Source organism: Myxococcus sp. CA039A, from assembly GCF_013336645.1.
GTDB classification, from domain to species: Bacteria; Myxococcota; Myxococcia; order Myxococcales; family Myxococcaceae; genus Myxococcus; species Myxococcus llanfairpwllgwyngyllgogerychwyrndrobwllllantysiliogogogochensis.
In genome coordinates this window covers 41,432-63,459 of record NZ_JABUMQ010000017.1, presented here as the reverse complement: position 1 = coordinate 63,459, position 22,028 = coordinate 41,432, and the positions used below count along the sequence as shown (strand labels likewise).

Below are 22,028 nucleotides of genomic sequence, written 5' to 3'. Positions count from 1 at the left end.
CCCCACCCACTCCCAGCCCACGAACAACATGTCGAGGCTGCCGCCTTCCACCAGCAACAACATCCCCGAGGAGAACATCGCCAGCAGCAGGAAGAACCGCGCGAAGCCCGGCTCTCGATGCAGGTAGCTCACCGAGAAGCGGCCGACGAGCAGGGTCAGGGTGCTCGTCAGCAGCATCATCGTCGCCGACAAACGGTCAATGTGGAGTGTCACCTCGAAGCTCGACTCACCCGAGGAGAACCACGGGCCCAGGCTCACCTGCACGTTCCCGGGTTGGGAGTGCCAGTGGAGCACCGTGGCCACCGCACATGCCAGCGACAGCCACAGCGCCCCCAGTACCCAGCGCGCCATCCAGCGTTCGCTGGGAGCGCGGTGGAGCAGCATCACCGCTCCGAGGATGAAGAAGGCGAGCAGGGGACTCAGCGGCACCGCCGCCGCGAGCCAGTCCACGGGAAGCTCAGGGAGCGGCATGACGGTCTTCTCCGAAGGAGCGCGGCGCGAGAATGAGGGCAGGGGGCAGGAAGTCGCGGTGGCCTCGGTACCAGTGGGGCGAGGAGGCCACCTCCGGCAACGACGTCTCAGGTGTCGCGAGCCACTGGAACCCGGAGGGCGTGAAGCGATGCTGTGCGCCCGTCATCGGGTCCACGCTCACGAGCTGCACCCACTGATGATGGATGAGTTCGTGGAGCGTGGGCTGTCGCGCGAGGATGGCCGACAGCACCGAGGTGCTTGCCTCGACAACGAGGAGCAATCGCATCGGCTCGTGGATTTCAATCATCTGTCGAGGCAGCCCCGTGCGCAGGTCACTCTCGGCGCCGTCCATCACTCCGAGCAGGCCCGTGAGGTTGTGGGGCAGCTTGGTGCCGCAGCCGTAGCGCTCGTTGTCGACGCAGGAGAAGTAGTACTCCAGGCTGATGCCCGCGCCGACGGGGCCCGCCGCCAGGAGGATGCGCTCGACGATTTCGCCGCTCGCGTCCCGCGTCGGGTCGTAGGAGATGAGGAACGCCCTCCGGTCCAGGAACAGACCTCGCGTGAGCGCACGACGGCCCACGATGCAGGAGGCGATGGTGACATGCCCCAGTTCGGGCCGGGGCTGACCCAGGTCCTCCGCGCGAGCCTCGACATGCCGGAGCGCCGCGGAGGTGGACAGTCCGAGGGGCGCGGACTCGAAGCGCCGACAGCGCTCCTGGGCTGACAGCGCGCGGGCCCGGTCCAACGCGGCACGCAGCGCGGACAGCTCACCGTGGAGGGCTTCGGGGAGGGCCTCGGTGTCGTGGAGGCACACTTCATCGGTGGTGGTGTTGTGCAGCCCTCCGATGAACCAGGTGGTCTCAGGGATGTGCAGGCCACGCTCCCTGAGTCTCGCCCGGACCTCCGGACGATTGGCCATCTCCGCGAAGAGTCGTGCGTTCGGTCCTCCGTGCCGACCGCCACACGCGCCGCAGTCATAGGCCGCCTGATGGGGATTGTTGACGCTCACCGCCCCATGGCCGAGCACCACCACCAACGGCGCGAAGTCCTTCACCAGTCCCAGGCTCTCCAGTGACGCGGCCACGCGCGCCGCCTTCTCGTCGAGGGTGAAGCCCAGGGGCTTGAGCGTGGGTGAGGGACAGTGGGCGGTTGGCTCGCGCAGGCTCGTGAGTCGAGTGGGTGGCCTGGGAAGGAGTGTCGCGGAGAAGGTCCTCCGCAGCCGGCCCAGTGTGCGTGGAAAGAGGAGCTGCCAGGGCAGGAGCAGCGCGGACAGCAGGCCGAGCAGCGGCACGAGCAACCAGGAGACCTCCAGGGCGTGGGTGCCCTGCTGCAACGTCTGGTCGAGGCGTGCCCACGTCCCTCGTCGCCTGACTCGGATTTCCGCGAGGGGTTGGTGCTCCGGTCGCGCTTGTTCTTCCACGACGTGTGCCGGGGTGACGACCACCGGGCACAGCGCGACGTGGCCCGCGTCGTCCAGTCCCCGGTAGTCGAAGGCCACACCGAAGAAGCCCGCGATGCCGAAGGTCTCGTGTCGCGCGTCCAGTTCCTCGAAGTGGCGGCGAAAGGACTCCTCGCGGTCGTCCATGCAGAACATCACCTGGAAGCGCGCTGCCGTCACCGTGCGCTCGGACTCCGGGCGGAGGCGGTTGCGCGCGAGACCTCGACAGACGTCTCTTCGGTAGTGATGCTCGTACGCCGCTTGCCACACGCGTTGGCGCGCGCTGGCGTCGAAGGCTTCCAGCCACGTGAGCAGCTCGTGTCGGGCTCGGAGGGGAAGCTCGGCCACGTCCATCGCGGACAGGCCCATGAGCTGAGCCCACTGGAAGAGTCGCCAGCTTCCCTCCAATGTCGAGCGCGCTGAAACCCGCCTGGACTCGATGGTGCGTCTCGCGGCCTCCGCCAGTCCCGACAGGGGACCTGTGTAGTCGAGTCGCTGCCTCGCCACCTCGCGCAGTGCATGTTGTTCCAGGGTGAGCCGCACCGCGACGAAGTCCATCAGTCGCGCGGGTGGTGCTCCACTGGGGCGGTCCCCGGGGTGGTGCTCCAGTCGATGAAACATCCCCGCCCAGCCCGGCAGCGCGAGCAGCACGCGGACGAGATAGGGCTCCCAGTCGGCGTCGGGAACACCCAGCGCGTCGAGTGCCTCCAGTACGGCATCCTCTGGCGCGAGTGACGGTTCGTCTTCCAGTCCCTCCAGCCAGTCCGGTGCGGCGCCAAGCCCGTCGCACGTCATTGACCTCCATGCCGCGTGGAAGCCGTGCTCCCGGCTTGGCAGGTTCCAGTGCGAGACGCCTTCGTCCAGGAAGGCCGCGCAGGCACGGATGAGCAGGGGATGAAGCAGGTCGTTCACATCCTCGCCCGTGGCCTCGCACAGCAACTCGCGGTGGCTGCGCACGTCCGTCAGCGGAGGCTTGTCGTGTCCCTGGGTCGTCAGCAGCGGCGTGCGGCAACTGGACCAGAGGGCGCTCACCGCGAAGGGCTCGGGATTGGTCTCCATGCGCTCACGCAGTGAGCCCAGGCTCCCATCACCTCCGAAGGCCGAGGCCAACGCCGAAGTGACACAGGACGCCTCCGCGCTCAGCCAGTCTTCCCTCGTGAACGAGGTCTCTCCGTCGAGCAGGGCGGAGACCCGGTCGACATATGCGCTCGCACAGGCTGCGGGGATGCCCAGCAGTCGCAGCGCCACGTCCACGGGAAGAGGACGGGGGACGTGGCTCGCCACCGCGCGAACGGTGGACTCCACGTCGGGACCGAGCAGCGCGCACGCCAGCTCCGTCATCGTCCGGCCTCGTCCCACCCGGTCCATCCAGATGCGCAGCCCCTGGGCTGAGCGCTCCAGCAGCGCGTGACGCGTCGTCGGAGAGAGGTCCGCTCGAAGGCGGTACGCGGCGGAGTGCTCCTCCAGCTTCCAGCGCAGTGACGCCTCCGACTCCACTTCCACGGGGTGGAGCAGGGCGAGCCGCATCAGCTCCATGGGGGCGCGTGGCGGCAAGCCTCCCAGCACCGATTGTGCGTCCCGTAAAAGTCTCGACGCAGGTGCGCGTGCGTCTCGCCGAGCGGCCGGTGCCAGGCCTGGCTCGAGGGTGAAGTGGACAGCCTGTCCTGTTGGGGCCGCGACCGCCTGCGCCGAGCATGGCTCGTTGGTGAAGAAGGCACTCCATTTCGTTGAGTCCGCGAACCGCGCCGCTTGCTCGGCGGGAGCCGCGTCCTGCGCCGTGAGTGCGGCGCTCTGTCTCTCCGCATCGGCGGAGAAAGGACATGGCGGCACGCGGTGCTCGGGCTCAGCGAGCACTGCTCGCAAGTCCTCGTCGGTGATGCGGCCTCGCCGGTACAGCTCAAGAAAGCGCGCCTCGGACAGATACCCCTCCGCGCCGAACGTCTTGCTCGCGGTGGCCACTGCCTCGTGGAACGGGAGGTGTTGATACGCGTGCAGCGTGTTGTGGTGCACGAACACGCCGATGGGCCCCTGCGCGGGAAGGACGTGGCTGGCGCCGGCCAACGCGGCGCGCAGCCTTGAACCCCGGTCCTCCGGGGACGGGGACGAAGTGGGACAGGGAGCATGGCTCATGGTGTCCCCTCAGGGCGTGAGCCCCAGGTTGCCGCTCGGCGCCTTCTTCCGCGCGGACAGCGGATGCGAGGACATTCCCCGGTGTTGCTCCAACCCGAGCACTCGAAGCTGTCGCCCCTCCCGCGACAACTCCGCCTCCAGCTCGTGCAGCCGCTGCATCACCGTGTGGTCCACGAGGCGGGCTTCCGTCAGGTCCACCTCGATGAGCCGGACGAGAGCGTGCCGGTTCAGCAGCTTCTTGAACGTCAGGAAGTTGGTGAACACCGCCGCGCTCCGCACCCGCAGCACCACCTGGTCCGCGCCCACCTGCTCCTGGATGTCGGGTCGGAAGAGCTCCCTCGGTGAAGCCCCATTGAGCAGATGCACGCCCGCCTTCAGGACGATGCCCGAGGCCACGCCCACCAGCAGGTCCGTGGCCAGCGTGACGATGAGCGTGAAGCAGAAGATGAGCACTTGCTCCGCACCAATCCGGTACGCCTTCACCAGCTCACCCGGCGACGCGAGTCGGACGCCCGTGAAGATGAGCATCCCCGCGAGCGCGGCCAACGGAATGCGGTGGATGAGTCCTGGCGCGAAGGCCACGAACCCCCACAGGAACACGCCGTGGAAGAAGTTCGACAGCCGGCTCCTCGCTCCGTAGCCCAGGTTGGCGGAGCTGCGCACCACCTCTGAAATCATCGGCAGCCCGCCCAGCAACCCCGCCACCAGATTGCCCAGGCCCGTGGCCAACAAGTCCTTGTCCAAATCCGAGCGGCGCTGCTCCGGGGCCAGCAGGTCCACCGCCTTCACCGTCAACAGCGACTCCACGCTGCCCACCAACGCGAACATCACCACGTACTTGAGCCCCAGCGCGCTCGGCACGGCGGAGAAGTCCGGGAAGGTGATGGCCGCGAGCAGGTTGCTCGGCAGGTTCACCAGATGGCTCGGCCCCACCGAGAAGACGGCATGGGAGAACGTGAACGTGTGCGCGTGCTCCAGGTCGAACCCGAGCGCCAGCGGTACAGCGACGGCCAGCACCAGCAGGGGCGCCGGCACCCGCTTGAGCCACGCCACCCGCTGGGAGAGCGCCGCATGGCCGAACAGCAACAGGAGGCTGAGCCCTCCGATGAGGGCAATCTCCGGGTTCAGCCGCGCCACGCTGCTCGGCACCTCCGCCAGCAACCCCAGGGGCGTCCGCGCCACGGGTGACACCCCGAGCAGCACGTGGAGCTGTCTGGCGCAGATGGTGACGCCGATGGCCGCGAGCATCCCGTGCACCACCGCCGAGGGGAACAGGTCCCCCAGCCTCCCAGCGCGCAGCACCGCGAAGAGCACTTGAAGGCACGCGGCCACCACGATGGTCGCCAGCGCGCGCCGGTAGCCGAGCACCGCGTCCCCTCCGCCCAGCTCCGTCACCGCCCCGAGCGCGATGACGATGAGCCCCGCGGCCGGGCCCTTGATGGTCAGCCGCGCGCTGCCCACCCACGTCGACAGCACTCCGCCCACCACCGCCGTGAGGATGCCCGCCACGGGCGGAAAGCCGCTCGCCATCGCGATACCCAGACACAAGGGCAACGCGAGCAGGAAGACGAGGAAGCCCGCGACGAAGTCCTGCTTCCAGGAAGCCTGCCCCGGGGTTCCATGAGAATGACTGACATTGGACTGCGAGCCTCGCATGACGTCACGGCCTCCCGTGTACACGGGCGGACATCGCCTCCCAGCGCGAGCCCAGCCCCCTCGATAGCGAGAGATGGAACGAGACGCGCTTCGGTTCCCGGACTTGCTTTACTTCGCGTTTTTACGGCTGATGCGGGACGCGCTCTTTATGAGCAGGTCATCACCCGTCTGGGATGTCTTGGTTTCTTGGGGGATGGGTTCGTGGGCGGTGTCGTGTCTGGATTGAAAATGAAACAGAGTGAGTCGCCCGCGGAGCTCGGTGCGCGAGAGCGATTCGAGGTCGTGGTGGAGCCGCTGTTGCCCCGGCTCCATCGCTTCTGCCTGGCCTTGTGTCGCAGCCGGCAGGAGGCGGAGGACCTGCTCCAGGACTCGCTGGTGCGGGCCTTCCTGAACTGGGATTCGCGAGACTCGGGTTCGTGGCTGGGCTGGTTGTGCGGCATCGCGCGACACCAGTTCCTGGAGAACCGGCGCACGCAGGCGCGGCGGCGTTCGCTGTTGGACTCGGTGCTGGAAGGGGCCTCGTCGGTGCTGGGCTCGCTCTTCGAGGGCGGAACCGAGCAGCCGGACCCGGAGGCACGGCTGTGTGGCGCCGAGGAGGCGGAGCTGGTGCTGGCGTGTCTGCACGCGCTGCCGGAGAAGTTCCGGCTGGTGGTGCTGCTGTGTGACGTGGAGGACCTGGACTACGAGGAGGTGGCGCGGGTGCTCGCGCTGCCCCTGGGCACGGTGAAGAGTCGACACTCCCGGGGCCGGGCGCGGCTGGGCGTGTTGTTCACGGCGGCCTCCAGCCGTCAGGCTCAGACTGTCAGCGAGGGAGGCCGTCCATGAGCACCGAGGATGAGGGCAGGCCACCGCCACTTCCCGACGAGGTCCGCGCGGCGCTGGAGGCGCTTCGGGGCGAGAAGCCCTCGCCCCACCTGCGGGCCCGGCTCCAGGCCGCGCTCATCCGGGCCGAGCACTCCCGTGGGCGCGAGCCAACGCAGTCACCTTCCCCACGAGCCCTGTCGCACCATCCCGCCGCGCGCGTGCTGGTGGGCGCGGCGCTGGCGGGCGCGGTGGCCCTGCTGCTGCTCGCGCGAGGGGATGCGAGTGGACCCTTGAGTCCCGAGCTCCTGCCCGCGAGGGAGGTCGCCTTTCGACTTCCTGGCGATGGAGCCGGCTGGCTGGAGTTGCCCTGGGCTCACGGCGTCCACTCCGGAGAGCCCGCCACCGTCTGGCTCGAGACGCCGCCCCCGCTGGATTTCCATCCCCGGCTGCGAGATGCGCCCTCGCTCGCGAAGGTGGACTGCGACGAGGCCCGTTGCGTGCACGAATTCACCGCGCGGACCGGAGCCGCCGCCACGCCCCTGCGAGTGCGCATCGACAAGCCGGGCCGCTACGAGTTCCGGGTGTCGCATGCCTCGGATGTGCGGCACGTCCAGGAGCACTTCGTGGTGGTCGCCGACCAGGCCGGTCCCCCCTGAACCCACCCCTGTAACCAATCCAGGGGCGCGGACGCCGGGTTTTGCGGTATGAGCCCGTTCATGTCTCCTTCCGAGCAAGCGCCGCGGCAGGACGCGCGCGTGACCACTGGCGTGCCCGGCCTCGACGGCGTGCTGGGTGGTGGCCTCGTCACCTCGGGTGTCTACATCGTCGTGGGTGAGCCCGGGGCGGGCAAGACGCTCTTCGCCAACCAGCTCTGCTACCACCAGGGACGTGGAGGGGCGCGGTGCCTCTACGTCACGCTGCTGGCCGAGTCGCACGCTCGCATGCTCGCCAACATGCGCGACATGGCGTTCTTCGACTCCGCGCTACTGCCCGAGAGTGTCTATTACGTCAGCGGCTTCCGCACGCTGGAGGAGCAGGGCCTGCCCGGCCTGCTGGAGTTGCTGCGGCGCGAGGTGCGCAACCACAACACCAGCATCCTGGTGTTGGACGGTCTGGTGCAGGCGCAGGAGGCGGCCGGCAGCAGTCGCGACTTCAAGAAGTTCATCCACGAGCTGCAGGTGTCCGCGGGCCTGTCCCGCTTCACCGCGCTGATGCTCACCAGCTCCAACGGCCCCACCGTCCATCCGGAATACACCATGGTGGACGGCATCCTGGAGTTGCGCGAGCGCACCCTGGGCGTGCGCTCGTGGCGAGAGCTCCAGGTGCGCAAGTTCCGGGGCGGCGCCACCCTGAGCGGCGTGCACACCTTCCGCATCTCCAATGATGGGCTGGAGGTCTTTCCCCGGCTGGAGGCGCGCATGCGGCGCACCCCGCCGCCGGACCCGGGGAGCGAGCGGGTGCATTTCGGCATCCCGTCGATGGATGCGCTCTTCCCGGGTGGGCTGGCCAAGGGCTCCACGTCGCTGATGCTCGGGCCTCCGGGCAGTGGCAAGACGCTGATGGGAAGCAGCTTGCTCGCCGAGGGGCTGAAGCAGGGTGAGCGCTGTTTGTACATGGGCTTCTATGAGTCGCCCGAACGGCTGCTCCACAAGGCGGCTGCCGCCGGCATGGACATGGGTGGGGCGGTCAAGGACGGGAGGATGCACATCCTCTGGCAACCCCCCGCTGAATCCATCCTGGATGTGCTGGCGGACCAACTCTTGAGCGCGGTGCGGCGGCACCAGGTGACACGGGTGTTCGTGGATGGGTTGAGCGCGATGAGCCAGGCCGCGCCGGACAGCGCGCGGATGGCGTCGTTCTTCGCGGCGCTCACCCAGGAGCTGCGCCTGTCGTACGCGACGACCATCTTCAGCCTGGAGACGCCCCGCCTCTTCGGGCCCGCGCTCGATGTGCCGCTGGAAGTCGGCCCCTCCGCCGTGGCGGAGAACCTCTTCTTCCTCAGGCACGTCGAGCTGGAGGGGCGCCTTCGCCGCCTGCTGACCATCTTCAAGCTGCGGGACACCGACTACGACCCGTCCATCCGGGAGTTCCGTATCTCCCGACAAGGAATCGAGGTGCTGCCTCCCTTCGACGTTGCCCTGGACACCCTGTTGACGGGCCTTGCCCGACATCGGACCGGTGGCCATCCCTGATTCGTGAGGAGTGAAGCCCGCCCGTATGGAGACGGTCCTGGTGGTGGATGACGAGCAGGGCATCCTGGAAGCCCTCGCGGACCTCCTGAGGGAGGAGGGCTACCGTGTGCTGACGGCCTCTCATGGCCGTGAGGCGCTGGAGCGGATGAGCGAGCTGCGTCCGGACCTGGTCCTCACCGACTGGATGATGCCGGTGCTGGACGGCCCCGCCCTCATCGAGCGCATCCGCGCGGAACCGAACTGGGCCGGTGTGTCGCTCTTGTGCATGAGCGCGGTGGACGTGGGAGCCTTGCGGGCCCAGTACCCGGGCATTCCCTTCCTCCAGAAGCCCTTCGACATTCCCGCGCTGATGAAGCAGGTCCGCAAGGCCCTGGACGGCAAGCGCGCTCTCTCCGGCTGACGCGAAAGCCGCCGACAGGCCCCATGTTCTATCTGCTCAAGCTCGGTCCCGTGCCGCTCTCTCAAGGGAGCACGCAGGTCTATCTGCGCATCACCGAGACTGGCGAGCCGTCCCAGCCCGTCTTCGAGCAGGCCGACACCGCGGGCCTGCGGGTGTTGCTGGAGGGACTGGAGGACCTGGGCGGGGTGCGGTGTGAACCCCAGCTCGCGGAAGCGGGCGCGGTGTTGGGCGTGGCGGTGGCGGAGCCTCCCCCGGCGGCCCTCTCGTCGCGCGCGGCCATCGCCACGTTCCTGGCGTGGGGACAGCGAGGGTTGTCCGCGCTGGGCTCGGACAAGGCGCTGCTCTTCGTCCAGGCGGCGACCGAGTACTGGGATGCGCGGCCCTGGACGCACTGGGACGACAGCCAGCCCTTCGAGGTGGCGGTCTCAGGGCCGCTGACGCACACCTTCGAGGGGTGCGTCTTCAACATGGACGACGGCCGGGCGGGGCTGGCGCTGTACTTCAAGCCGGGCGCGCTCCAGATGTTGATGGAGATGCAGGCGCGAGGTCAGGCCGATGCGGCGCAGGAGCTGCCCGCCATTGCCGTCACGCTGGACACGTCGCCGGCCTATGCCGTGGAGGCGCTGGCCTCCGCGGGCCGGGTGCCCCGCTTGCCCATGCCGCTGAAGACGGGGCCTGAGGGCGTGGGCGTGCCGTCCTCGGTGGAGGCGCTGCTGCTGGTGGCCGCGCTGCGGGCCGTGGCGCGGCTGTCTCCCGAGCAGCAGGAAGTCTTGAGCAGCGTGGTGGCGGGGGATGCGCGCATGGAGGTCCATGTCCGGGCCCCGGCGCCCCGGCTGCGACACTAGACCCGCGGGCAAGTGTCGGCTGGCTCACGAAGCGAAGCCGCAGTGTCGAGTGCCTGTCAGCCGGCCCTCCCGAGGGGACTATCCCCGCCCGGAGAGTCGCGGGAGAACGGAGCCCTTCCGAAACATTCCGTTCTCGACAGCCGAGGGGGCTGTGCTCGCGGGAACGCGCTGGGGCTCTCAATGACTGTGAAGAAGGGTGTCTCTCGTCGCGCCGCGCCTCCGCCGCCGTCGCGCTCCGTGGAGGACGACTCCGACACACTGGACTCGCGCCAGCTCCTGCGTGTGCTGACCGCCGTGCGCAAGGGGGACTTCTCCGTGCGCATGCCCGTGGACAAGGTGGGCAACGCCGGCAAGGTGGCCGACTCGCTCAACGAAATCATCGAGCTCAACGAGCGCATGGCGCACGAGTTCGAGCGCATTGGCAGCGGGGTGGGCAAGGAGGGCCGCATCACCCAGCGCGCCAACGTGGCGAGCGCCGTGGGCTCCTGGGCGGACTGCGTGGAGTCGGTGAACACGCTGGTGGCGGACCTGGTCCAGCCCACCACGGAGATGGGCCGCGTCATCGGCGCGGTGGCCAAGGGCGACCTGTCCCAGACGATGGCGCTGGAGGTGGACGGTCGTCCCCTCAAGGGCGAGTTCCTGCGCACCGCCCGCCTGGTGAACGGCATGGTGGAGCAGCTGGGCGCGTTCGCCTCGGAAGTGACGCGCGTGGCGCGCGAGGTCGGCACGGAAGGGAAGCTCGGCGGACAGGCCCGGGTGAAGGGCGTCGCCGGCACGTGGAAGGACCTCACGGACAACGTGAACTCGATGGCGTCCAACCTCACGTCCCAGGTGCGCAACATCGCCGAGGTGACGACGGCGGTGGCCAAGGGCGACCTCTCCAAGAAAATCACCGTGGACGTGCGCGGTGAGATTCTGGAGCTGAAGAACACCATCAACACGATGGTGGATCAGCTCTCGTCCTTCGCCTCGGAAGTGACGCGCGTGGCGCGTGAGGTCGGCACGGAAGGAAAGCTCGGCGGACAGGCCGTGGTGAAGGGCGTGGGCGGTACGTGGAAGGACCTCACGGACAACGTGAACTCCATGGCGTCCAACCTGACGTCGCAGGTGCGCAACATCGCCGAGGTGACGACGGCGGTGGCCAATGGAGACCTGTCCAAGAAAATCACGGTGGATGTGCGCGGCGAGATTCTGGAGCTGAAGAACACCATCAACACGATGGTGGATCAGCTCAACTCGTTCGCGTCCGAGGTGACGCGCGTGGCGCGCGAGGTCGGCACCGAGGGCAAGCTGGGCGGTCAGGCCGTGGTGAAGGGTGTCGCCGGCACGTGGAAGGACCTCACCGACAACGTGAACTCCATGGCCTCCAACCTGACGTCGCAGGTGCGCAACATCGCCGAGGTGACGACGGCGGTGGCCAATGGAGACCTCTCCAAGAAAATCACCGTGGACGTGCAGGGTGAAATCCTGGAGCTGAAGAACACCATCAACACGATGGTGGACCAGCTCAACTCGTTCGCGTCGGAGGTGACTCGCGTCGCGCGTGAAGTCGGAACCGAGGGCAAGCTGGGTGGACAGGCCGTGGTGCGCGGCGTGGGTGGCACATGGAAGGACCTCACGGACAACGTGAACTCCATGGCCTCCAACCTCACCGCGCAGGTGCGCAACATCGCGGACGTGACGACGGCCGTGGCCAAGGGCGACCTGTCGAAGAAAATCACCGTGGATGCGCGCGGCGAGGTGTTGGAGTTGAAGAACACCATCAACACGATGGTGGACCAGCTCTCGTCGTTCGCCTCGGAGGTGACGCGCGTCGCGAAGGAGGTCGGCACCGAGGGCAAGCTGGGTGGACAGGCCGTGGTGCGTGGTGTCGGTGGCACGTGGAAGGACCTCACCGACAACGTGAACTCGATGGCGTCCAACCTCACGTCGCAGGTGCGCAACATCGCCGAAGTGACGATGGCGGTGGCCCGCGGAGACCTGTCGAAGAAAATCACCGTCGACGTGCGCGGCGAAATCCTGGAGCTGAAGAACACCATCAACACGATGGTGGACCAGCTCAACTCGTTCGCGTCCGAGGTGACTCGCGTGGCGCGCGAGGTCGGCACGGAAGGAAAGCTGGGCGGTCAGGCCGTGGTGCGCGGCGTCGGCGGTACATGGAAGGACCTCACCGACAACGTGAACTCCATGGCGTCCAACCTGACGGCTCAGGTGCGCAACATCGCCGAGGTGACGACGGCGGTGGCGAATGGAGACCTGTCCAAGAAAATCACCGTGGATGTGCGCGGCGAAATCCTGGAGCTGAAGAACACCATCAACACGATGGTGGACCAGCTCAACTCGTTCGCGTCCGAGGTGACGCGCGTGGCGCGCGAGGTCGGCACCGAGGGCAAGCTGGGTGGCCAGGCCATCGTGAAGGGCGTCGCCGGCACATGGAAGGACCTCACGGACAACGTGAACTCCATGGCCTCCAACCTCACCGCGCAGGTGCGCAACATCGCCGAGGTGACGACGGCGGTGGCTCGCGGTGACCTCTCCAAGAAAATCACCGTGGACGTGCAGGGTGAAATCCTGGAGCTGAAGAACACCATCAACACGATGGTGGACCAGCTCTCGTCCTTCGCCTCGGAGGTGACGCGCGTCGCGCGCGAGGTCGGCACGGAAGGAAAGCTGGGCGGACAGGCGGAGGTGAAGGGTGTCGCCGGTACGTGGAAGGACCTCACGGACAACGTGAACTCCATGGCGTCCAATCTCACCACGCAGGTGCGCGGCATCGCCAAGGTGGTGACGGCGGTCGCCAACGGTGACTTGAAGCGCAAGCTCGTCGTGGACGCGAAGGGGGAAATCGCCGAGCTGGCGGACACCATCAACGGCATGATTGACACGCTGGCGGTGTTCGCCGACCAGGTGACGACGGTGGCCCGCGAGGTGGGCATCGAAGGGAAGCTGGGCGGACAGGCGCGCGTGCCCGGAACGGCCGGCATCTGGCGCGACCTCACCGACAACGTGAATCAGCTCGCCGCGAACCTGACGACGCAGGTGCGCGCCATCGCCGAGGTGGCCACGGCGGTGACGAAGGGCGACCTCACGCGGTTCATCACCGTGTCCGCGCAGGGCGAAGTGGCCGCCCTGAAGGACAACATCAACGAGATGATCCGCAACCTGAAGGACACCACGCGGAAGAACACGGAGCAGGACTGGCTGAAGACGAACCTGGCCAAGTTCACCCGCGTCCTCCAGGGGCAGCGGGATTTGCTCACGGTGTCCAAGGTCATCCTGTCGGAGCTGGCGCCGCTGGTGGACGCGCAGCACGGCGTCTTCTACATCTCCGACCGCGCCGAGGCCGGAGAGCAGATTCTCAAGCTCCTGGCGTCCTACGCGTACCGGGAGCGCAAGGGGCTCTCCAATTCCTTCAGGCTGGGTGAGGGGCTCGTCGGCCAGTGCGCGCTGGAGAAGGAACCCATCCTCCTGTCGGACGTGCCGGACACATACATCCGCATCTCCTCCGGCCTGGGCGAAGAAATTCCGCGCAACATCGTCGTGCTGCCGGTGCTCTTCGAAGGGGAAATCAAGGCCGTCATCGAGCTGGCCTCGTTCCATCGCTTCAGCGACGTGCACCTGGGCTTCCTGGAGCAGCTCACGGAGTCCATCGGCATCGTCCTCAACACCATCGCCGCGAACATGCGCACGGAGGCGCTGCTCAAGCAGTCGCAGGCGCTCACCGACGAATTGCGCAAGCAGCAGGAGGAGCTGACGGAGACGAACAAGCGCCTGGAGCAGCAGGCCACGTCGCTCCAGCAGTCCGAGGAGCTGCTCAAGCGCCAGCAGGAGGAGCTGCGCCGCACCAACGAGGAGCTTCAGGAGAAGGCGAAGCTGCTCTCCGAGCAGAAGACGGAGGTGGAGCGGAAGAACGGCGAAGTGGAGCAGGCCAAGCGCGCTCTCGAGGAGAAGGCGGAGCAGCTCAGCCTGACGTCCAAGTACAAGTCGGAGTTCCTGGCGAACATGAGCCACGAGCTGCGCACGCCGCTCAACTCGCTGCTCATCCTCAGCCAGACGCTCAGCGACAACGTGGAGGGCAACCTCACGGGACGGCAGGTGGAGTTCGCCCGGACCATTCACGCCTCCGGTGCGGACCTCTTGGAGCTCATCAACGACATCCTCGACCTGTCGAAGATTGAGTCCGGCACCATGACGGTGGACGTGGGCCCGCTGCGCTTCAGCGACCTGCGCGAGTTCGTGGACCGCACCTTCCGGCAGGTGGCGGACAAAAAGGGCCTCCAGTTCGACATCGACCTGACGCCGGGTATGGCGGGCGAGGTGGAGACGGACGCCAAGCGGCTCCAGCAGGTGCTCAAGAACCTCCTGTCCAACGCCTTCAAGTTCACCGAGTCCGGCTCCGTGTCGCTCGACATCGGCATGGCGCGGGGCGGCTGGACGGCGGACCACCCGGTGCTGTCCATCGCGCCCTCGGTGGTGGCCTTCTCCGTGCGAGACACGGGCATCGGCATCCCCAAGGACAAGCACCACATCATCTTCGAGGCGTTCCAGCAGGCCGACGGCTCCACCGCGCGCAAGTACGGCGGCACCGGCCTGGGCCTGTCCATCAGCCGTGAAATCGCGAGGCTGCTCGGCGGCGAAATCCGACTGGAGAGCGAGCCGGGCCAGGGCAGCGTCTTCACCCTGTACCTGCCGCTCGACTTCGTCGCGGACCGGCCGGGACAGGACTCCTCGCGGCCCGTGCCCGCGGCCACCGCCCTGGCCCACACGGCCTCCCTGGTGCCGCCGCTCCACATCGAGGAAGTGGCGCCCCCTGTCTCGCTGGCGTCGCTGGGCATCGACGACGACCGGGGCTCCATCCAGCCCGGTGACAGGGTGCTGCTCGCGGTGACCCACGCCGCCGAACACGCGGCGCGGCTGCGAGCGGCCGCGCAGGGGGCGGGCTTCAAGGTGCTTGTCTCCACGGAGGTGGAGGGCGCGCTGGACGCCGTGCGCAACGCGCGGCCGGTGGCGGTGGCGGTGGACCTGGACCTGCCGGAGATGGCGGGCTGGGTGGTGCTGGACAGGCTCAAGCACGACGCGGGCACCCGCGCGCTGCCCGTGTACACGGTGTCCGACGAGGACCACCGCGAGCGCTCGCTCAACCTGGGCGCCATCGGCCACCTGCGCGCGGCGGCGGACCCGGATGCCGCAGCCGCGGCGCTGGCCTCCCTGCGCGACTTCGTGGAGCGCAAGGGCCGGGGCCTGCTCATCGTCGAGGACGACGCCGTCCACCGACAGACGCTGCAGGAGCTCTTGGGCAGCGAGGACGTGCAGACGGTGGCGGTGGGCACAGCGGTGGACGCGCTGGCCGCGCTGGCGGAGCGCAGGTTCGACTGCATGGTGTTGGACCTGGGCCTGCCGGACCTGCCCGGCACGGAGCTCATCCGTCGCGTGCGCGAGGTGCATGGCGCGGGGGGCCCGCCCATCATCGTCTACACGGGCCGCGAGCTGTCGCGCGCGCAGGAGACGGAGCTGCGCCGCGTGGCGGAGGCCATCGTCGTCAAGGATGCGCAGAGTCCCGAGCGCCTCTTGGAGGAGACGAGCCTGTTCCTGCACCGCTCGCCCGCCAACCTGTCGGAGTCCAAGCGCCGGATGCTGGAGAAGGCGCGCGAGAGAGACCCGTTGCTGGTCAACCGCAAGGTGCTGGTGGTGGACGACGACGTGCGCAACATCTTCGCCCTCAACACCGTGTTGGAGCGCTACGGCATGAAGGTGGCCTTCGCGGAGAGCGCGCGCGAGGGGCTGGGACTCTTGGAGAAGGACGCGGACATCGAGCTGGTGTTGATGGACGTGATGATGCCGGAGATGGACGGCTATCAGGCCATGCGCGCCATCCGCCGCATGGAGCGCGTGGCGCACCTGCCGATTCTCGCCCTCACCGCGAAGGCGATGAAGGGGGACCGGGAGAAGTGCCTGGAGGCGGGCGCGTCCGACTACATCACCAAGCCGGTGGATATCGAAAAGCTGCTCAGCCTGTTGCGCGTGTGGCTGCACGCGCCGCGAGGCGCCCAGGCGCGTGGCTCGCGCACGGAGGTCTCCGGGTGAGCGCGGGCGCTTCGGTCGCGGCGCTGGAGGCCCTGGAGGCGGACCTGCTCCTGGAGGGCGTGGCCCGACACTGGGGCTTCGATTTGCGCAGCCACTCCCGGCCGCGGTTGCTGCGGCGGCTGCGGCGCCACCTGCGCGAGGAACGCCTGGAGTCCTTCTCCGCGCTCCAGGCCCGCGTGCTGCATGACGGCGAGGCGCTGGAGGGATTGCTGCGCGCGCTCTCCAGCACGCCGCCCGGACTCTTCTCGGACGCGGCCTTCTTCCGAGACTTCCGCACGCGTGTGGTGCCCGTGCTGCGCACCTGGCCGTCCGTGCGCGTCTGGCACGCGGGCTGCGGCACCGGTGAGGACACCTATGCCCTGGCCATCCTCCTGCACGAGGAGGGCCTGTGGAGCCGCTGCCGGCTCTATGCGTCCGATGCCAGCGAGGGACTGCTGGCGGACGCTCGCACCGGCGTGCTGCCCCTGCCCGGCGAGGACGACGCGCGCCGCCACGCGGAGTCGGGTGGGCGGGGCTCGCTGTCCGACTCCTACACCCGCGACGGCAACTGGGCGCTGCTCCACCCCAGGCTGCGCGACGGCATCTTCTTCACCCAGCACAACCTGACCATCGACGGCTCGTTCAACGAGTTCCACGTCATCGTGTGTCGGGACACGCTGCTGTCCTTCAATCGCGCCCTGCACAACCGGGTGCACTCGCGGCTGTACGAGAGCCTCGCCCGCTTCGGCTTCCTGTGTCTGGGGCGCAAGGAGTCGGTGGCGCGTACTCCACACGTCGCCGCCTACGAGGAGCTGGAAGGCAGCGGTCGCATCTTCCGGAGGGTGTCATGAGCGTGGGGCTGCTGGTGGTGGGGGCGCCCCGGAGCGCGGGCGCGGACGTGGAGACGCTGCTCTCCCAACTGCCGGCGCACCTGCCGGCGCCCGTCGTCGTCGTACTGCACCGGGGGCCGCATGACGTGCTGGCCGCGCCGCTGGCGCGCCGCTGCGCGCTGCCCGTGGTGGAGCCGGATGACAAGGAGGACCTGGTGCCGGGGCGCGTGTACCTGGCGCCCTGGGGCTACCACCTGCTGGTGGACCGGGGCTGCGTGGCGCTGTCCGTGGAGTCGCCGGAGCACGGCTGCCGCCCCGCCATCGACGCCCTCTTCGAGTCCGCGGCGGACAGCTACGGCGCCGCGGCCGCGGGGCTGCTCTTCTCCGGCCACGACGACGGCCAGGAGGGCTTGAGCTTCCTGAGGGGCCGGGGCGGACGCGTGGCGGTGGTGATGGGCGAGTCCGACGGCGGCGAGGGACAGGAGTGCGAGGTGGAGCGCCTGTCTCTCTCCGAGGTGGGAGGGTGGCTGACGCGACTGGCCTATGTGTCGCGCGGCCGGGTGCAGCCATGAGCGCCGCGCCCTCGCGCGAGCGCGGCCCCGTGTTCTCCATGGAGCCCGTCCACATCCTCCTGGTGGACGACCAGCCGGAGGGGCTGCTGGCGCTGGAGGCGACGCTGGCCCCGCTGGGGCAGAAGCTGGTCTCCGCGCGAAGTGGCCGTGAGGCGCTGCGCCATCTTCTCACCCAGGACTTCGCCGCCATCCTCCTGGATGTCGTCATGCCGGGCATGGACGGCTTCGAGACGGCGAGCCTCATCCGCGAGCGCGAGCGCAGCCGCAACACGCCCATCCTCTTTCTCACCGCCTTGTCGCGCGGCCAGCTCCCGGAGTTGCGCGCGTACGCGGTGGGCGCGGTGGACTACCTGCTCAAGCCCTACGAGCCGGAAATCCTCCGCTCCAAGGTGGGCGTCTTCGTGGACCTGTTCCGCAAGACGGAGCTGGTGCGGCGTCAGGCGGAGGCGCTGCGCGAGACGCAGCGGCGCGAGCACGAGGGCGAATTGGCGGAAGCCCACCGGCGCATGGAGGCGGAGCGGACCCGGACGCGCGAGGAGCACCTGCGCCGGGAGATGGAGTCGCACCGCAACCAGCAGCGTTGGCTGGAAGCCGTGCTCGCCGCGCTGCCCACGCCCCTGGCCCTGGTGGAGCCGGGCAGCGGCCACACCCTGCTGGCCAACCGGGCCGCCCAGGGACTGGCCGGCGGATGTCTGGCGTATCGCGAAGCGCCGGGCCTGCATGAAGGCGTCATCGTCCGGGGACGCGATGGCGACCCCCTACCCCAGGATGCGCAGCCGCTGATGCGCGCGGCCCGGGGCGAGGCACTCCACGGGCTTCACGTGGACTGGGAGCTGGGCGAGCAGCGGGGCTCGGTGCGCGCCTACAGCACGCTGTTGCCGAAGATGTACGGGCATCCGGAGACGGTGCTGCTCGCGCTCCTCGACGTGACGGGCCCCAGCGCGACACAGCAGCTCGTCGAGGGCCTGCGACACCTGGTGCCCCCCGTCTCCACGCCGACGGAGCAGGAGGCCGGACAGGGCCCGCTCCCCACGATGCGGAGCGACCAGCCGAAGGACCTCCCCGCGACCGAAGCTGAACACCCCCGTGCGGGAAAAGGTTGACGCACAAAATAACGGGAGCATGTTGGCTTCGTGAGCGACGCCGGACTACCCCCGCGGGTCCAGCGCTTCATCACGACGCATATCGACTCGCTGGAGAAGCTGGAGGTGCTTCTCTTGCTCCGTGCCCAGCCTGGACGGGAGTGGACCGCGTCATCGGTGAGCCTGGAGCTGCGCATCACAGAACCCTCCGCGGCCGCGAGGCTGGCGGACCTCACCGCGAGCAGGTTGCTGGTGAGCGACGGCGGAGCCGTGCCCGTCTATCGTTTCAGTCCCGAGAGCTCCGAAGACGTGCAGGCGGTGACGGAGCTGGCGGCGGTGTACGGTGCGCGGCGGGTGACGGTCATCTCCTTCATCTTCTCCCGGCCGTTGGACAAGGTCCGGGGCTTCGCGGAAGCCTTCGTGCTCAAGAAGGACAAGGACGGCGACCATGGCTGAGGCGGTCTACATCCTCTGTGCCTTGACCAGCGTGGCGTGCGCGGTGCTATTGCTGCGCGCCTGGAAGAGCAGCCAGTCCCGACTGCTCCTGTGGAGCGGGCTGTGCTTCGTGGGCATGGCGGTCAGCAACGTGCTGCTCTTCGTGGACCTGGTGATTCTGCCGACCACCATCGACCTGTACATGCCGCGCCTGCTGGCCACGTTGGCCAGTGTCTCCATCCTGTTGTTCGGCCTCATCTGGGACGCCTCGTGAGGTAGCTCGCCCATGCTCAGGTCCATGCTCAACGGTGCGACGGCGATGGGATGGCTGGCGTGCGCCTTGTTCTTCCTGCGCTTCTGGAAGCAGTCGCACGAGCGCCTGTTCGGCTTCTTCGCGGTGGCCTTCGCGCTGCTGGGCGCGAACTCGGCGGTGTCGTCGCTGATGGACTCGTTGGACGAGCGCCGCTACTACCTCTACGTGGCGCGGCTTGTCGCCTTCCTCATCATCCTCTACGCCATCTGGGACAAGAATCGCGCGAGTCGACGCGGGTGATGTCGCGGGCCTCACGCTCGCCTCGCGTTCAGTGGTGAGGGGAGGGGTGGGTGGTTTTCCTGCTCGCACAGGAGAACCCACACATGCGTCTGAGTCGCCGTGGCTTCCTTCGTCTTTCCGCGCTCGGAAGTGGAGCGCTCGCCTGGGGCCCCTCGTTCTGGAAGGAGGCCTATGCGGCGCCGGCCCAGTCGGGGCCCAGTCCCTACGGGGCGATGTCCGGGAGCGCGGATGTCAACGGCTTGCGACTGCCCGCGGGCTTCACCTCGCGAATCATCGCCCGCTCGGGCCAGACGGTCGGCAACACCGGCTACGTGTGGCACACCGCGCCGGACGGTGGCGCCTGTTTCGCGCGGCCGGACGGCGGCTGGGTGTACGTGTCCAACAGCGAGGGCCTCCCCGGGGGCGCCAGCGCGCTGCGCTTCAGCGGAGGCGGGAGCGTGGTGGCGGCGTACCGCATCCTGTCCGGCACGCGGATGAACTGCGCGGGAGGACCGACGCCCTGGGGCACGTGGCTGTCGTGCGAGGAGCACAGCGGCGGGCGCGTCTGGGAGTGCAACCCGGCCAAGGCCTCGCAGGGTGTGGTGCGCGGCGCGCTCGGCACGTTCCCCCATGAGGCGGTGGCGGTGGACCCGGACGGTGGACGGCTCTACCTGACGGAGGACCAACCGAAGGGGCGCCTGTACCGCTTCACTCCGTCCGCGTGGCCGGTGCTGGCGGCGGGCACGCTGGAGGCGGCCCGGGTGACGGGGGATGCGCTGACGGGAACGGCGACGGTGAGCTGGGTGGCCTGCGCCGCGAACAAGCCGGCGTCGCTCCAGCCGGAGGTGGCGGCGCGGACGACGGTGTTCAACGGCGGCGAGGGCTGCTGGTACGACGGCGGCGTCATCTACGTCACCACCAAGGGCGACAACCGCGTGTGGGCGCACACGCCGGCCACGGGGAAGCTGGAGGTCATCTACGCCGCGTCCCTGTATCCGGGCTCGCCGCTGAGGGGCGTGGACAACGTGGTGGTGTCGCGCTCGGGGGATTTGTTCGTGGCGGAGGACGGCGACAACCGGGAAATCTGTCTCATCACCCCGGGGCCCCAGCGCATCGTCGCCAGCTTCCTGCGGGTGCTGGGCCACGCGGGCTCGGAGCTCACGGGCCCGGCCTTCAGCCCGGATGGACGCAGGCTGTACTTCAGCTCGCAGCGCGGGGCGACGAACTCCAGCAACGCGGGCGTGACGTTCGAGGTCTCCGGTCCCTTCCGCTGAACCTTCCCGCGCCGAGCGCCTTGACGACGTGAGGGGCGCTCTTGCACAACCGGAGGCATGTCCGCGAATCCGCTTCCCCGCTTCACGCCCCGCCGCGCGCTGGGCCGCACCGGCTTCGTCGCCACGGCGGTGGGCATCGGTGACATCGCCGACCGCTCGGCGCCCCGGGAGTCGCTCGTCGCCACGCTGCGCCGCGCGCTGGACGCGGGGCTGAACGTCATCGACACCGCGCCCAACTACGAGGAGGGGTTGAGCGAGGAGGTGGTGGGCGAGGCCCTGCGCGGCCGGCGCGAGGGCGTCTTCCTCATCGACAAGGTGGACGTGCTCGACGCCCCGGTGGCGCCGCAGGTGGAGGCCAGCTTGCGGAGGCTGGGCCACGCGGCGGTGGACCTGTTCGCCTTCCACGCCGTATCGGAGCTGGCCGCGTGGGAGCGGTTGGCTTCTCCGGGCGGCGGCCTGGAGCAACTGGGCCGGTGCGTGAGCGCGGGGCAGGCTCGCTTCCGGGGCATCTCCAGTCATCACCCGGACGTGCTGCGCGCGGCGGTGAACTCCGGGCTGTGCGACGTGGTGATGTTTCCGCTGGGACCCTTCGTGGACCTTCGCTACGTGCGGGACGTGCTGCCGCTGGCGCGCTCGCGCGGCGTGGGCGTGGTGTCGTTCAAGACGTTCGGCGCGGGCAAGCTTTTGGGCGACACGGAGGGCTATGGCCGACCGCTGGAGGCCCGGCCGCGCGGCAAGGTGGGCTCTGGCGGACGCGAGGACCGCGACGCGCCCGTGCTGCCGCACCTGAGCGTGGAGGAGTGCGTGCACTACACGCTGACGTTGGACCCGGACGTCATGCTGATGGGGATGAGCCACCCCAACGAACAGGACGCGGCGCTCGGCGCGGTCCACTCGGCGCGGCCCCTGTCCGTGGAGGAGCTGACCGACGTGCGCGAGCGCGCGAAGGCGGCCATCGATGGGAAGGGCGCCGTGTGGTGGAACCCGTCGATGGCGTCCGACGTGGGCTGAGTCAGCGACCTCCCGGCCCGAGTCATTCCGTACGCGCCGCGCGCGGAGCCCTTCACTCGAAAGGCACTCAACGTCCCGCGGGTCCGACACTGGACAGTCTCCCCGTCCGCGGAGACGGGCGGCATTGTTGCCGCGTCCGGGACGCTTTTAGCTCGGGGTCTGATGTCGCGCGGCGCTTCTCTTCCATCGTGGTCCACCTGCATGCCCGCCGAGCCGATTTCTTCTCCTGAAGCTTCTCTCGATGTCGCCGGGAAACCCCGGCCCACCCCGGCGCCGCCGGAGCCCGAGCATGG

General features: G+C 68.8%; 16 protein-coding genes and 1 pseudogene. 14 read left to right on the top strand and 3 right to left on the bottom strand.

Translation table 11 applies throughout. The annotated features are described in order from the left end of the window. From HR086_RS04545 to HR086_RS04535, 3 genes and pseudogenes are all read right to left on the bottom strand, one after another. A pseudogene (locus HR086_RS04545) lies at window positions 1–471 on the bottom strand (proton-conducting membrane transporter); the annotation flags it as partial. Next, on the bottom strand, window positions 458–4,039 hold the full coding sequence (locus HR086_RS04540) for a DUF2309 domain-containing protein (protein ID WP_174464960.1): 3,582 nt from the start codon (window positions 4,037–4,039) through the stop codon (window positions 458–460). The gene HR086_RS04540 and the pseudogene HR086_RS04545, both read right to left, overlap by 14 nt. A 9-nt stretch (window positions 4,040–4,048) precedes the next feature. Further along, entirely contained in the window at window positions 4,049–5,695 is a 1,647-nt protein-coding gene (locus HR086_RS04535) for a SulP family inorganic anion transporter (protein ID WP_174464959.1), read from the bottom strand. Between the two features lie 228 nt (window positions 5,696–5,923). Here HR086_RS04535 and HR086_RS04530 point away from each other — a divergent pair, with 228 nt between their 5' ends. The 14 genes from HR086_RS04530 (at window position 5,924) to HR086_RS04465 (ending at window position 21,735) form a co-directional block, all read left to right on the top strand. Further along, window positions 5,924–6,520: an RNA polymerase sigma factor gene (locus HR086_RS04530; RefSeq protein WP_141641829.1), complete on the top strand. Its 597-nt coding sequence runs from the start codon at window positions 5,924–5,926 to the stop codon at window positions 6,518–6,520. Continuing rightward, a complete protein-coding gene (locus HR086_RS04525; protein ID WP_174464958.1) occupies window positions 6,517–7,155 on the top strand; it encodes a hypothetical protein in 639 nt (212 codons plus the stop codon). Before HR086_RS04530 ends, HR086_RS04525 begins: the two co-directional genes overlap by 4 nt. Before the next feature lie 99 nt (window positions 7,156–7,254). Continuing rightward, window positions 7,255–8,691, top strand: coding sequence for an RAD55 family ATPase (locus tag HR086_RS04520; RefSeq protein ID WP_371817331.1), 1,437 nt, complete (start codon window positions 7,255–7,257; stop codon window positions 8,689–8,691). Window positions 8,692–8,716: 25 nt separating this feature from the next. Next, window positions 8,717–9,091, top strand: a complete 375-nt coding sequence (locus HR086_RS04515; protein WP_141641826.1) for a two-component system response regulator — start codon at window positions 8,717–8,719, stop codon at window positions 9,089–9,091. A gap of 23 nt (window positions 9,092–9,114) precedes the next feature. Next, window positions 9,115–9,936, top strand: coding sequence for a hypothetical protein (locus HR086_RS04510; protein WP_174459957.1), 822 nt, complete (start codon window positions 9,115–9,117; stop codon window positions 9,934–9,936). 180 nt (window positions 9,937–10,116) lie between these two features. Next, window positions 10,117–16,020, top strand: coding sequence for a HAMP domain-containing protein (locus HR086_RS04505; protein WP_174464957.1), 5,904 nt, complete (start codon window positions 10,117–10,119; stop codon window positions 16,018–16,020). Then, window positions 16,017–16,850 carry a CheR family methyltransferase gene (locus HR086_RS04500; RefSeq protein WP_174459955.1) on the top strand — a complete coding sequence of 278 codons (834 nt, stop codon included), beginning with the start codon at window positions 16,017–16,019 and terminating at the stop codon, window positions 16,848–16,850. The genes HR086_RS04505 and HR086_RS04500 overlap by 4 nt, the downstream gene beginning before the upstream one ends. Continuing rightward, on the top strand, window positions 16,847–17,401 hold the full coding sequence (locus HR086_RS04495) for a chemotaxis protein CheB (RefSeq protein ID WP_174457433.1): 555 nt from the start codon (window positions 16,847–16,849) through the stop codon (window positions 17,399–17,401). Before HR086_RS04500 ends, HR086_RS04495 begins: the two co-directional genes overlap by 4 nt. Then, window positions 17,398–18,504, top strand: coding sequence for a two-component system response regulator (locus HR086_RS04490; RefSeq protein ID WP_174464956.1), 1,107 nt, complete (start codon window positions 17,398–17,400; stop codon window positions 18,502–18,504). The genes HR086_RS04495 and HR086_RS04490 overlap by 4 nt, the downstream gene beginning before the upstream one ends. Window positions 18,505–18,534: 30 nt before the next feature. Beyond that, the gene (locus tag HR086_RS04485) at window positions 18,535–18,939 is read left to right on the top strand and encodes a hypothetical protein (RefSeq protein ID WP_141641820.1); all 405 of its coding nucleotides are present in this window, start codon (window positions 18,535–18,537) and stop codon (window positions 18,937–18,939) included. Further along, window positions 18,932–19,192, top strand: coding sequence for a DUF5985 family protein (locus tag HR086_RS04480; protein WP_141641819.1), 261 nt, complete (start codon window positions 18,932–18,934; stop codon window positions 19,190–19,192). The genes HR086_RS04485 and HR086_RS04480 overlap by 8 nt, the downstream gene beginning before the upstream one ends. A gap of 12 nt (window positions 19,193–19,204) precedes the next feature. Next, window positions 19,205–19,471: a DUF5985 family protein gene (locus HR086_RS04475; RefSeq protein ID WP_141641818.1), complete on the top strand. Its 267-nt coding sequence runs from the start codon at window positions 19,205–19,207 to the stop codon at window positions 19,469–19,471. Window positions 19,472–19,554: 83 nt separating this feature from the next. Continuing rightward, the gene (locus HR086_RS04470) at window positions 19,555–20,724 is read left to right on the top strand and encodes an alkaline phosphatase PhoX (RefSeq protein ID WP_174464955.1); all 1,170 of its coding nucleotides are present in this window, start codon (window positions 19,555–19,557) and stop codon (window positions 20,722–20,724) included. Between the two features lie 57 nt (window positions 20,725–20,781). Next, window positions 20,782–21,735: an aldo/keto reductase gene (locus tag HR086_RS04465; protein WP_174459952.1), complete on the top strand. Its 954-nt coding sequence runs from the start codon at window positions 20,782–20,784 to the stop codon at window positions 21,733–21,735. Window positions 21,736–22,028 lie beyond the last annotated feature (293 nt).